Here is a 12307-nt window from a genome sequence, read left to right on the forward strand (position 1 = left end):
CACGAGCTCGTTCAGGAACTGGTCATCCACAGCTGCAGGCGCAGCCCCCACCTCAGATGCCGTGGCTATGTTCTCGCTGGTCACAGGCGCACTCTCCCATGATCGGAGTTACACCGTTCTTCGTACAGTCCCTGAAGGCGCGGCCTGGCGCAGGTCAAGCGGCTGGATACGTGACGGGCAGTCGTGGAACGATCGCTTGGAGTGACAGTGCGGTTACGTTCGGAGAGACAGGGTCAACTTGAAGATCAAGACATGGATCCGGCGGATGGCCCTGGCGGGCACTGCGGCAATGGCGTTCACGGGCATGGCATCACCCGCCAACGCGGTCGTCGGAGGGCAGGCAGCCGCTGCCGGCCAGTTCCCTTACACGCTGACCCTGCTGAACAACGGCACCTACCTGTGCGGAGCGACCCTGATCGGTCCGTCCAAAGCCATCACCGCCGCGCACTGCGTGGACGGCGTACCGGCAGGCCGGCTCACCGTGCGGGCCGACTCGCTGCAGCCGACCTCGGGGGGGCAGACCGAAAGGCTCGCCCAGGTCATCATCCATCCCGAGTACAGCTCCCTCGACCTCGCCAACGACATCGCCGTCCTCCGCCTGGCCGGGGACCTGCCCGCCGTCAACGTGCCCGCCCTCCTGCCCCCTCAAGGCCCGCCACCTTCCGGGAATGCCTTCGTCGTCGGCTACGGCGCGAACAACCCGGGCGCTACCTTCCCCAACCCGCGCAGCAAGGTCAGCGTCCAGCTCATCTCCAACCACACATGCCAGGACGCCTACGGCTCCGATGTCACCGACGGCATGGTCTGCGGTGGCACAGCGGGGCAGGGGGCCTGCGCGGGTGACGACGGCGGCCCCGTCGCCGGTCCGCTCGGCCGCACGGTCCTGGGGATCATCTCCTGGGGAGCGAAGCCCACTCCCGGCAGCCAGTCCTGCGGAGGCCCGGGACAGCCCGACGTCTACACCAACGTGTCGAGCTACACGAACTGGATCAACAACGTCTGACCCTCAGCCGAGCCCAGCCTGGGAGCCCGGACGGGTAACGGCAGGGACGGGCGGTGGCAGCGCGGCTCGTCCCCGGGGCGAGCACTCCCCAGGTAAGGGCATGAGTGCAGCATCGCTGAGCCCGGCCGCGCTACCGCGGCCGGCCCGGGCGGGTCAGCGTCCCTTTCGAGGGCCGCGCCTGGGATCGGCCGATGTCTGGCGCAGGTGTCCCGGCTGACTGGTCGGGGCCGACCTGGAGGTGAGCGGCTTGCGGACGATGGTCGAGCGGGCCCGTGCGACGTTCACCTTGACCTGCGCGGCAGCCAGGCCGCGCGTGCGACCTGCTGCGCGAGGACCTCGCGGTCGAGCTACGGGTCGACGCCAGCGAGGACCAGGCGCGAGCGCCCCGGCCGATCCCTGATGGACGACACCTCTTCCCCCGGCTATCGCATGGGAAAGACACCTCATGCAGCTAAGCCGTCAAGTTCGGCTCTGCCGTGATGGCGTCGGATGGCTCATGCATCGTCTTCAGGGAAGAAGGTGTCCGCGATCTGCACGAGCTGGTCGTCACTCAGCTGCGGAGGCACCCATCCACGGTGGCGTGCGTGAGCGACGAATCGGTCATCGACGGGAACGTGGTACCGCTCGACGTAGTGAGCAAGGTCGGTGTGCCAGAACCATTCACCGTCGGTAAGGAGGTGGAGACGATCGATGAGCTCGTTGGTCGGACTGAGGAAGTCGTAAACGGCTGACCCAGTCGCGGCGATCACGCTGCCGGCACGCAGGTATCGCACAAGGTCCTCCTCATGCGGGTCGCCTTCACTGCGCACGGCAGCAATCAGGGAGGGGCCTTGGGGACTCCCATGCTTTAGTTCCCTGAACTCGCCGAGAAAGCGGTCTGCGTACGGGTACTCACTGGTCACCGCCAGGAGCGTAGTCGATCAGATGTCCGACACCGCCTGGGTGGGCAGCGGCACTGCCCCGAGAGGAAAGGCCACCGCCTCGTCGAAGGGAGTGCGGGTCTACAGACAGTGGTGAAGCTGGCCGAGCATCCGGTTGAACAGGTGCCGCAGAGCCTGCATGTGCCAATCTCCTCCCGCCCTGCGGCGCCGGTAGTGGGCGTCAGCCTCCGTGGAGCCGCTGAGGGACGCGAAGGCCCACAGGTGGCCGACGTGGTTGAGCCGGTTGTTCTTGACGAACCGGCGTCCGACGTAGCGGCGTTTGCCTGAGGCCCGGGTGATGGCGGCCGCGCCCGCGTATGCCTTCAGTCCTCCGGCTGGGGCGCGGCCGTGCATGGGGGGGGTAGAGGCGTCTCCGCCCTCCATGCACCCGGCTCTACCGCGGCGCACCGTCCCCTCCCCCGGTCGGCCGACAGCGCGCAGGGACGGTCCACTGCGGCCTTCGTCCGACGAGGCGGCCCACCGCCCGTCCGCTCGTACACCCCCGTCGGCTCGCCAGGTGGACACCACGGCGTCCCAGCGGAGAGGTGTCATCCGGTCGCGTCGGTCCGCTGTCCGGCCGACGCCCGTACCGGTCCGGCGAAGGGACGGTGGGAGGCCGCGGATCGTCGCTACGGGCGTCGGAGCGGTGCTCTCCACCCGGACCGCATCGCTCCGGCCGTGCACCCACGTCTGGACAGCTCCATTCGTACCAGCCGGGATGGCAGGCCGAAGTCGGGTGGGTGACGGTAAGTACGCCGACGAGTCAGTCGGTTCGGCCGACCGCCTGCGAAGGAGCCCTCCATGTCCGAACGCAACACCCTCATGCGCAGCCTGCACGATGTCGGGCTGGCCGCATGGTTCGGCGGCTCCCTGATGGGCGCCGTCGGTCTCAACGGCGCGGCCGGGGACGAGGGCGGAACGTGGGCCACCAGCGCTCGGATCGCCGGCAGCGGCTGGTCGAAGTGGATGCCCGTCAGCGCGGCCGCCATCGGCGCGCACCTGTTCGGCAGCGGCGGTCTGCTCGTGGTGAACGCGCCCAGAGTCGCCGCTCAGCAGGGCGTGGCCGCCTCCACCATCGCCAAAACCATCGTCACCGGCGCCGCCCTGGCCGCCACAGCCTACGCCCGCGTCCTTGGCAAGAAGACCGAACTCGCCGCCTCCTCCGATCCGGAGGACGCCGAGAAGGCAGCCAGGCATCCCATCGACACCGACAAGGCCCAGCGCCACCTCTCCCGTGTCCAGTGGGCGGTACCCGCCCTGACCGGCTGCCTGGTCGTCCTCAACGCCCTGCACGGCGAACAACAGCGCCCGACCGAGCAGATGACCGGCATGTGGCAGCGTGCCCGTTCGATGGCACCGCACATGCCGCACATGCCGACGGGTCCCGGCTGGCACCTGACGCACTGACCGTTCGCGTATACGAGCGTGCCCGGAGCCGTCCTGCTCCAGCCTTCTTCCCCTCACTCCCAGTCGGCGGAGCCAGCCGTCCGCCGAGATCTCTGACGTGGGCCCACACCCACCGTTGCCCTGAAGGATCCCTATGGACAAGAACGCGTTGATCGAAGCCACCGTCCACAAGACCGCGGAAACAGGTGCGCAGCTGCCACCGGACGAGGTGGAACGAGTGGTCGATGCACTGTTCGGCACAGTGGCATTCCCCGGAACGATCGCTGAGGGCCTCAAGCAGGGCGAAACAGTCACCGTGATCGGCTTCGGCGACTTCCACCTCGAAGAATCGCGTCCCACACTGCGACCGGGCCAGGCCCTCGACGAGTACGTCAACGGCACCGTGCGCTGAGAACTCCTCAGGCAATGATCTCCGCGGCGGTCGGATCGCGTCGGGCTGAACTCGGGTGCCGGAGGGGGCCTGAGACGGGGCGAAGCCCTGTCGGCCGGGGCCGGGCGGGCAGCAGGCGCCACCTGATCACCGACGTCACCGACGTCACCGACGTCACCGACGTCACCGACGTCACCGACGTCACCGACGTCACCAGCATCCCGTTCGCCGTCCTCCGGACCATCACACTCGTACAGGTCGGACCGAAAGTGATCATGTATTTGGAGCACCTGACCGGATCTCACCATCCGTCCCGTCCACGGCCACTCCGCTCATCCCGGCCGGCCAAGGGCTCGCGGTCGGCCATCGGCGGCCGGGCCGTTACGGCCCACCGGATCAGCGGGGCGCCGTGAACCGGCCGGTCCGGCCGGTGGTGGTCGTCACCGGGGCCTCCAGCGGCATCGGCCGCGGGGTGGCGCAGGCTCTCGCCGCCCGAGGGGCCGACGTCGTGCTGGCGGCCCGTACCGAGCGGGCCCTCACCGCGGTCGCCGGGGAGTGCGAGCAGCGGGGAGGGCGGGTGCTGGTCGTCCCGACCGACGTCAGCGACGAAGCGGCCGTCCAGGTCCTGGTCCGGCGCGCCGTCGGAAGGTTCGGGCGCATCGACGCCTGGGTGAACGCCGCGGCCGTGTGGAGCTACGGCCTGTTCGAGGACACTCCCAGCCCTGTGTTCCGGCAGATCGTGGACACCACTCTGTTCGGCCAGGTCCACGCGGCCCGGGCGGTGCTGCCGCAGTTCAGGTCCCAGGGCCATGGAGTGCTCATCAACATCGGATCCCTGTACGGACGGCTCTCGTCCCCCTACGTCGCACCGTATGTCACCTCGAAATGGGGCTTGCTAGGTTTCTCCGAGGTGCTGCGTCAGGAGTTGCGGGATGTTCCCGCCATCTCTGTGTGCACGGTTCTGCCGGGCGCGGTCGACACGCCGATCTACCGGCATGCCGCGAACTACGTCGGCCGCCGGATCCGGCCGCTGCCGCCTGTGACGTCCCCGGAACGGGTGGTGGCCGCGGTGGTACGCGCCATCGACCGCCCTCGGCGCGAGATCGTCGTCGGACAGACACAGCGTGTCGGTGTCTGGGCGCACCGGCTCGCGCCCGGCCTGTACGACCGTCTCATCGGGCGCGTGGTGAACGTGTTCGCCGTGCGGGGTGCCCCGGTCTCCTCGCACGACGGCACCGTGTTCGCTCCCGATCCCCTGCCGTGCGCCGTCGACGACGGATGGCGTCGGCACGACCACCGTCTCATCGGCCAAGCTCTGGCGGTGGCGACCGCGGGCCTGGCGGCACTCGCGGTCGCGGTGAAGGCTCTCGGCCGACGACGGTGACCGTGACGGGCGGCGTCCGTCATCGCCCTGTGGACACGCCGGCCCGCCCGGTGGCGTGGAAGGCGGGCGGGAGACGGCGTTGTCCGCCGACCGGGGCGACAGGGGCTCCGTCGAACGGAACGTACCTGCCGGTCACCCTTCCGGCCGTGCCGCGGGGCCTCGGTCTGCTTCCTGGCCCGGGGCCCGGGGTCAGGCCATGTCTGAGCCGCTCAGCAGGAGCAGCGTCACGGCCGTGCCCGCCACCACGACCGCCGCCCGGAACGGCCATCGGCTCCCGGCCGCCGACGGCAGCGCCGTGCCCAGGACCGCGACGGACCCGGCCACCGCTGCTAGGACCCGGCCCGGGACGCTCACCGCTCCGGGCGGTCCCCCGACGACGACCCCCACGGCCGCCAGCATCACGAACGGCGCCGACCACCGGCAGGCCGTACGACCGAGTCGCTGCGGCAGCCCGTCCACACCGGTCGCGAGATCGTCCTCGATGTCCGGAAGGACGTTGACCACGTGCGCCCCCACACCCAGCAGTGCACCCGCCGTCACGGCCCACCAGGCGGGCCAGGACGGCGACGGAGGGCCGAGGGTGACGAAGGCGGGCAGGGAGCCGAACCCCACGGCATAGGGCAGGGGTGAGAGCACCGTGCGTTTGAGTCCCAGGTTGTAGGCCCAGCCCGCCGCCACGCCCCCCAGATGCACCGCTCCCGCGGCCACCCCGCTCGACAGCGACAGCGGCACGCACAGGCCCAGGGCCGCCCCGGCCGCGACGGCCACAGTCCTGGAGGGGAGTTCGCCGGTGGCCACCGGCTTGTCGCGGCGCCCGCAGACCGTGTCGCGTCGCGCGTCAGCCGCGTCGTTGCACCAGCCGACCGAGAGCTGACCGGCCAGCACCGCCCCGAACACCAGGGCCGTCCCCGCCGCGCCCCGGCCCCCCGCCACGGCCAGCGCGGTCACGAACACCGTCACGGCGAGCGCCGGCTCCAGATGGCAGGAGCGCAGCAGGACCGGGACACGGGGTGGCGTACGCGGAGAGACCTCGGACGGGTGCAAAGACACATGCGCAGGGTAATCAGGTGTCCGGAACGAGGTAGGCATCACCGCCATGCGTGTCTCTGTGATCACCGACGATGCCACCTCCCCCTCCGCCGCTCCGGGCCGGTCGGTCCCACCTGTCGCGGCGACCACGATCGCCGCCGTCCACACCGCGCTGCCGCCGCACCGCTACGCCCAGGACGACCTGACCGAGCCGATCGGCGACCTGTGTCTGGCTCCGGGGGCCGACCGCGTCCTGCTGCGCCGCCTGCACGTGTCCACCGGTGTGCGTGCGCGCCACCTGGCCCTGCCGATCGAGCGGTATGCCGGGCTCGGGGACTTCGGACGGTCCAACGACGCCTGGATCGCGGCCGGACTCGACCTGGGCGAGGAAGCCGTCACCGGTGCGCTGCGAGAAGCGGGGCTTGAACCGGCCGATGTCGACCTGCTGGTGTGCAACTCCGTCACCGGCGTGGCCACTCCTTCGCTCGACGCCCGTTTGGTCGGCCGCCTGGGGCTGCGGCCCGACGTCAAACGGCTTCCGGTGTTCGGTCTGGGATGCGTGGCGGGTGCCGCCGGTCTCGCCCGGTTGCACGACTACCTGCGCGGGCACCCCGGTGACACCGCTGTGCTGCTCACCGTCGAGCTGTGCTCGCTGACGCTCCAGCGGCGCGACGACTCCCACGCCAACCTCGTGGCCGGGGCCCTGTTCGGCGACGGCGCGGCGGCACTCGTCGCGCGCGGCCGCGCGGCCGCAGGACGGGACGGGAGCGGGCCGACGGTGATCGCCACGCGCAGCCATCTCTATCCGGGAACCGGGCACCTCATGGGCTGGGACATCGGAGCCGCCGGGTTCCGGGTCGTGATCGACGCCGGCATCCCCCGTATCGTGCGGGAGCACCTCGGGCAGCCCCTGCGTGCCTTCCTGGCCGAACACGATCTCACCACCGGCGACATCGGGACCTGGGTGTGCCATCCGGGCGGCCCCAAGGTGCTGTCCGCCGTGACCGACGTCCTCGGCCTGCCCGACGACGCCCTCGACAGCGCGCGGCGCTCGCTCGCGGCCGTGGGGAACATGTCCTCGGCCTCTGTGCTGCACGTCCTGCAGGACCACCGCGGATCCCGGCGTCCCGAGCCCGGTACGTGGGGCCTGCTGATGGCGATGGGCCCCGGCTTCTGCTCCGAGTTCGTCCTGCTGCGCTGGTGAGGGGCTGTCATGTTCTGGTATGTGCTTCTCGTCCTCGGCGTGGCCGCCGAACGCGTCGTCGAACTGGTCGTGGCCCGGCGCAACACGGCCTGGACCCTCGCCCGGGCCGGTGTCGAGCACGGCCGCGGCCACTACCCGGTCATGGTCGTCCTGCACACGGCCCTGCTGGTCTGCTGCCTCCTCGAACCCGTCCTGGCCCACCGGCCCTTCCTGCCCGGTCTGGCATGGCCGATGCTGACGCTGGTCCTCCTGTCCCAGGCGCTGCGCTGGTGGTGCATCGCCACCCTCGGGCCGTACTGGAACACGCGTGTCATCGTCGTTCCCGGGACGCGTCCCATCGGTACCGGCCCGTATCGCTTCGTACGTCACCCCAACTACGTCGCCGTCGTGGTGGAGGTCGCCGCTCTGCCCCTGGTCCACTCCTCATGGCTGACCGCGGCGGTGTTCAGCACGGCTAACGCGGTGCTGCTCACGGTCCGTCTCCGTTGCGAGAACGCGGCCCTCACCCGGGTGGTGCACGCGTGAGCCGCGCACACGACCTGATCATCGTCGGAGGCGGTCCCGCCGGTCTGGCGACGGCTCTGTACGCCGCGCGCGCCGGTTTCGACACCGTCGTGGCCGAGCCCCGCCGCGCACCGGTTGACAAGGCGTGCGGCGAAGGTCTGATGCCCGGCGCCGTCCGGACCCTCACCTCGCTCGGTCTGGAGATCCCGGGCCATCCCCTCGCAGGCATCCGCTACGTGCAGGGGTCCCGTCAGGTCCAGGCCGCGTTCCGGCGCGGCCCCGGCCTCGGCGTACGGCGCACCGGCCTGCACGACGTCCTGCACGGGGCCGTCCTCGCGGCGGGCGTTCCCGTACTGCCCCTGCGGGTCGGGGAAGTGCGGCAGGACACCACCGGTGTGACCCTGCCCGGCACGGGTCTGCGCGCCAAGTGGCTGGTGGCCGCGGACGGTCTGCACTCACCGGTACGCCGCTCCCTCGGCCTGTGCGCCGGATCGCCCCAAAGGCCCAGGTACGGGCTGCGGCGTCATTACGCCGTGCCCCCGTGGTCCCCGTACGTCGAGGTGCACTGCGGACGGCACGGCGAGGCCTACGTCACCCCGCTCGGTCCCCAGCTCGTCGGCATCGCACTGCTGACGGACCGGCGGGCCCCTTTCGGCGCGCAACTGGAGCGCTTCCCCGAACTCGCCGCCCGCCTTCCCGCGGAAAGGGCCGTCACCGCGGTGCGGGGCGCGGGACCGCTGCGCCAGAAAGCGCGCACCCGGTTCCATGGGCGGGTCCTGCTCGTGGGCGACGCCGCCGGATACGTCGACGCGCTGACCGGTGAGGGGATCTCCCTGGCCCTCACCGGTGCCGGAGCCCTGGTCGACAACGTGCGCCGTGGCACGCCGGACCGCTACGAGAGCGACTGGAACCGCGCGACCCGCCGCCACCGGCTCCTGACGGAACTTCTGGTACGGGTGCGGCAGCAGCGGGTACTCGCACCGCTCGTCGTGCCCGCGGCCGCGCGCATGCCAAGCGTCTTCACGGCGGTGGTGAACGTCCTGGCATGAGGTTCCGCCACTCTGCGAGGAGCGCCTCCGGTACCCGGGCGCCCGGCCTCGGAGGCGCTCGCCTTCACTCCGCTGTGCCGGCCGAGCGGGGCGACGGCGCCCGGATGAGGCATCTCCGGCGGGTCGGCATCTCTGGTGGGCCACCTCGTTCGGCCGTCACCGGGCGGAGGGCGTCGTGCCGGACGGGCTCGCGGCGCGAGTGTGCCGAACAGCGGAGCCTCCGATCGCCTCTCCACGGGAGACCACGAGTCCCCCGTGCCGACGCGTCCCGCACGGCGTGCGGGCCGGGGACGGGACCGTACGGCGGTCTTCGACGGGCAGAGGGACCGATCCGGTGGTTGCTTGCTGAGGAGACGTCTTCCCTTGCCGGCAGGAGAAAGGCACGGCCGTGGCTTCTGGGTCCGCCCTTCGGTACACCGTCGCGGGCATGTCCGCCCACGACAGCGACGGCGTCATCGCCCTCCTCCAGGGACGCTTGCACTCGCTGAGCGATCACGCTTCGTCCGCGCCGCACCCGGAGAACAGCGGAGGCGGCCTCGGCACCGCCCTGGCCGCGTTCACCGGCGGCCTTCTCCGTCGCCCGCCGCGCTGCCCTGATCTGAGCCGTCTGAACGCGCGTCCGGCGGCACACCTCGCTGCCGACCCGGTTCCGCAGAGAAAGAGGACCCGATGTCCAAGGGAAAGAAGATCGAAAAGGGAGACGAAGTCACGTGGAAGAGCCACGGGCAGACGGTCACCGGCAAGGTCAAACGCAAGATCACCGAGCGCACCGAAGCCGCCGGTCGCACCGTTGACGCCTCGGAGGAGGAACCGCAGTACGAGGTGGAGAGCGACAAGACCGGCCGCTCCGCGGTCCACAAGCCCGGTGCACTCGACGACAAGGGCAAGAAGTCATGACCAAGCAGGACGACAGCCGGAACCAGAACATCGAGGAGTTCGAAGAGGCGGTCAACGTGTCCGCCGGCAAGCTGGAGAAGTGGCTGGAGACGGACGAGTCGAAAAGCGTCGGGCAGAGCGAGAACGACGGCGAGAGCATCGGTCACGCTTCCGGACGGCGGATCGTCGAACTCCTGCACGCTAAGGATTCCTAACAAAAGTACGGGGCTTGGCCTGGTCAGGGGTCAGTGTCGCGCATGAGGCTGTCGGGTAGCGGGACGCGCCCGGCTGTGTAATCGCATGCGATAAATCTGGCGACGCCGGTGATCACCTCCGGGATACTCGTCGTCCATGGATGAGGTCGAAGTCGTCGTCGCCCATTCCGAGCGCGCGACCCTGCGCGTCGGCGACGTGTTCCTGAAGGTGGACGCCGATCAGGCACGCATCGACGTCGAGATCGAGGCGATGTCCCTCGCACCGGTCCCGACCCCGGAGGTCCTGTGGCGCAAGCCGCCCGTGCTCGCAATCGCTGCGCTCCCGGGGACGACGCTTGGGCGCCTCGGCGGCCCGTCGACCGGGTCGCCGGCGGCGTGGGCCGCGGCGGGCGCCGCAATCCGGAAGCTGCACGACGCGCCGTTGCCGCCCCGGCCCGGCCGGGCGGGCCGGAACGTCGTCGCGCTGGCGGCGGAACTCGACGACGAGTGCGAGTTGCTCGTGACGAATGGCCTCCTGCCCGCTGACCTGGTTACCCGTAACCGTCGGGTCGCCGAGGCCGCGCTCCGGCCGTGGACTCCGGCGTTCACGCACGGTGACCTGCAGATCGCGCACGTCTTCGTCGACGGCGACGAGGTGACGGGCATTATCGACTGGTCCGAGGCGGGCCAGGGTGATGCTCTGTACGACCTCGCCACCTTCACCCTCGGACACGAGGAGCACCTCGACGACGTCCTCGCCGGCTACGGCACCGGCATTGACCTCGACGTGATCCACGCCTGGTGGTCGTTGCGCAGCCTGCTGGCAGTTCGCTGGCTGATCGAGCACGGCTTCGACCCGTTCGCACCAGGCTGTGAGGCCGACGTGCTGAGATCCCGGATGTGAGACTGCGCGGATATGACTGCTCCGTATGCGTTCTGACGCATCGAGCAGGTTGTCCCCTCCGGTGATCTCCCGCCCTCACGCTCAACCAAGTGTGGTGCGCAGTCGTCGCCAGCAGATGACGGCGCAGCCGAGGGTGACGAACGCGTGGTGAATGTCGTCGCGGATCTCCCAGCGGATACGCAGGCGGCGGAACCAGTGCAGCAGCGCGATCGCTCCTTCCACGACCCAGCGGTACACGCCCAGGCCAGAGCCGTGCCCGGTACCGCGTCGGGCAATGTGCGGGGTGATTTGGAACCGGCGGACCTTGTCCCGGTAGACCTCGTGGTCATAGCCGCGGTCGGCGTACAGGTGCTTGGGGCGGCGCAGTGGCTGGCCGCGCTCGCCGCGGATCGGCGGGACGGCCTGGATCAGTGGGATCAGTTGGGTGACGTCGTTTCGGTTGCCGCCGGTAGTGATCGCGGCGACCGGGATGCCGTGCGCCTCGACGATCAGGTGGTGCTTGCTGCCGGCCTTGCCCCGGTCCACCGGGGACGGGCCGATGGCCGGCCCGCCCTTCATCGCGCGGATGTGGCTGGAGTCGACCGCGGCGCGGGAGAAGTCCAGCAGGTCTGCGGCCCGCAACTCGGAGAGCAGCAGCTCGTGCAGGCGCTGCCAGACCCCGGCCTCGTTCCAGTCCCGCAGCCGTCGCCAGCAGGTCATCCCCGAGCCAAAGCCCAGCTCCTGGGGCAGAAACTCCCAGCGGATCCCGGTGTACAGCACGAACAGGATCCCGCACAGCACCCTGCGACTATCCAGACGCTTACGACCGGGGCGCCGCGGATTACGCGGGACAACAGGCAGCAACGGCTCGATGCGCGCCCACAACTCGTCGTCGATCTCCCACGGTCTGGCAGCGGTCTTCCTCATCTCGACTGGCTCACCCCCTTCGACCAGCATCAACGAGGACTGACACACCATCATTCCTGAAGGTTCAGAAGTCTCCTTTTGTTAGGAGTCGTAAGCCCAGCCTCGTCCGCTTTCGCGCGGGGCAACATTTCGACCTCAACCCGCTGGGTCCCGCGCCGCTCCCGTGTGGCAGCCGTGCCCACGCGCCCCTGCGGTGCCGAGCGCGCCAGGGTGACCGGCAGCGTTCCGGCTCTGCGAGCGGAGCCCGACACGCTTATGGTCACCGTGCCGGACTTCGGCCACACCGGCTTTGAACGCTGGGGCGTCGCCGGCATCGCCGGCAGCTGGGCGGGCTTTCGGCCACCGACGGCCGACGGCACTGGTGCGGCGCTGTCGGCTGCCGAACGTACGGTGGTTGATGCGGACAGGAGCGACGCTGGCTGCGCGGCGGCCTGCCCGGTCGCCAGCCCGGCGATCAGCACCCCTGCCATGGCTGTTGCCATGGCTGAGGGCGCCGACCGCCGGGCGGAGACTCTGTCAAACATGCGTTCCTCCCCATTCCTGCGGAGTTCCTGCGA

Annotated in this window: 14 protein-coding genes; 10 read left to right on the top strand and 4 right to left on the bottom strand. The window is 70.3% G+C overall.

Going from position 1 to position 12307, the window contains the following annotated elements; all coding sequences use genetic code 11:
- Positions 1-304 precede the first annotated feature (304 nt).
- Positions 305-1003 carry a serine protease gene (locus ACFWUY_RS31430; RefSeq protein ID WP_384117637.1) on the top strand — a complete coding sequence of 233 codons (699 nt, stop codon included), beginning with the start codon at positions 305-307 and terminating at the stop codon, positions 1001-1003.
- Positions 1004-1497: 494 nt separating this feature from the next.
- On the opposite strand, the gene ACFWUY_RS31435 is transcribed toward ACFWUY_RS31430, so the two are convergent.
- Together ACFWUY_RS31435 and ACFWUY_RS31440 are read right to left on the bottom strand one after the other, a co-directional pair.
- Positions 1498-1905, bottom strand: a complete 408-nt coding sequence (locus ACFWUY_RS31435; RefSeq protein WP_384117640.1) for a hypothetical protein — start codon at positions 1903-1905, stop codon at positions 1498-1500.
- 99 nt (positions 1906-2004) lie between these two features.
- Positions 2005-2277 carry a hypothetical protein gene (locus ACFWUY_RS31440; RefSeq protein WP_384117643.1) on the bottom strand — a complete coding sequence of 91 codons (273 nt, stop codon included), beginning with the start codon at positions 2275-2277 and terminating at the stop codon, positions 2005-2007.
- Between the two features lie 447 nt (positions 2278-2724).
- Here ACFWUY_RS31440 and ACFWUY_RS31445 point away from each other — a divergent pair, with 447 nt between their 5' ends.
- From ACFWUY_RS31445 to ACFWUY_RS31455, 3 genes are all read left to right on the top strand, one after another.
- A complete protein-coding gene (locus ACFWUY_RS31445; RefSeq protein WP_384117646.1) occupies positions 2725-3330 on the top strand; it encodes a hypothetical protein in 606 nt (201 codons plus the stop codon).
- Positions 3331-3463: 133 nt separating this feature from the next.
- Complete coding sequence (locus ACFWUY_RS31450; RefSeq protein WP_384117649.1) at positions 3464-3721, top strand: HU family DNA-binding protein; 258 nt, start codon at positions 3464-3466, stop codon at positions 3719-3721.
- A gap of 388 nt (positions 3722-4109) precedes the next feature.
- Positions 4110-5084, top strand: a complete 975-nt coding sequence (locus ACFWUY_RS31455) for an SDR family NAD(P)-dependent oxidoreductase (RefSeq protein ID WP_384117652.1) — start codon at positions 4110-4112, stop codon at positions 5082-5084.
- Positions 5085-5273: 189 nt separating this feature from the next.
- Here the strand turns inward: ACFWUY_RS31455 and ACFWUY_RS31460 are convergent, their stop codons facing one another.
- A complete protein-coding gene (locus ACFWUY_RS31460; RefSeq protein WP_384117655.1) occupies positions 5274-6134 on the bottom strand; it encodes a UbiA family prenyltransferase in 861 nt (286 codons plus the stop codon).
- 46 nt (positions 6135-6180) lie between these two features.
- On the opposite strand from ACFWUY_RS31460, the gene ACFWUY_RS31465 reads away from it, so the two are divergent.
- The 6 genes from ACFWUY_RS31465 to ACFWUY_RS31490 all read left to right on the top strand — a co-directional run bounded on the left by ACFWUY_RS31465 (position 6181) and on the right by ACFWUY_RS31490 (position 10844).
- A complete protein-coding gene (locus ACFWUY_RS31465) occupies positions 6181-7317 on the top strand; it encodes a type III polyketide synthase (protein WP_384117658.1) in 1137 nt (378 codons plus the stop codon).
- 9 nt (positions 7318-7326) lie between these two features.
- Positions 7327-7842 carry an isoprenylcysteine carboxyl methyltransferase family protein gene (locus ACFWUY_RS31470; RefSeq protein WP_384117660.1) on the top strand — a complete coding sequence of 172 codons (516 nt, stop codon included), beginning with the start codon at positions 7327-7329 and terminating at the stop codon, positions 7840-7842.
- Entirely contained in the window at positions 7839-8870 is a 1032-nt protein-coding gene (locus ACFWUY_RS31475; RefSeq protein WP_384117663.1) for an NAD(P)/FAD-dependent oxidoreductase, read from the top strand. The genes ACFWUY_RS31470 and ACFWUY_RS31475 overlap by 4 nt, the downstream gene beginning before the upstream one ends.
- A gap of 669 nt (positions 8871-9539) precedes the next feature.
- Positions 9540-9767, top strand: a complete 228-nt coding sequence (locus tag ACFWUY_RS31480) for a DUF2945 domain-containing protein (RefSeq protein ID WP_384117666.1) — start codon at positions 9540-9542, stop codon at positions 9765-9767.
- Positions 9764-9961 carry a DUF3140 domain-containing protein gene (locus ACFWUY_RS31485; protein ID WP_384117669.1) on the top strand — a complete coding sequence of 66 codons (198 nt, stop codon included), beginning with the start codon at positions 9764-9766 and terminating at the stop codon, positions 9959-9961. Before ACFWUY_RS31480 ends, ACFWUY_RS31485 begins: the two co-directional genes overlap by 4 nt.
- A gap of 136 nt (positions 9962-10097) precedes the next feature.
- Positions 10098-10844, top strand: coding sequence for a phosphotransferase family protein (locus ACFWUY_RS31490; protein ID WP_384117673.1), 747 nt, complete (start codon positions 10098-10100; stop codon positions 10842-10844).
- A gap of 81 nt (positions 10845-10925) precedes the next feature.
- On the opposite strand, the gene ACFWUY_RS31495 is transcribed toward ACFWUY_RS31490, so the two are convergent.
- Positions 10926-11750, bottom strand: a complete 825-nt coding sequence (locus ACFWUY_RS31495; protein ID WP_384117676.1) for an IS5 family transposase — start codon at positions 11748-11750, stop codon at positions 10926-10928.
- Positions 11751-12307: the final 557 nt, after the last annotated feature.

It is taken from the genome of Streptomyces sp. NPDC058664 (genome assembly GCF_042716635.1).
In the GTDB taxonomy this organism is placed as follows: domain Bacteria; phylum Actinomycetota; class Actinomycetes; order Streptomycetales; family Streptomycetaceae; genus Streptomyces.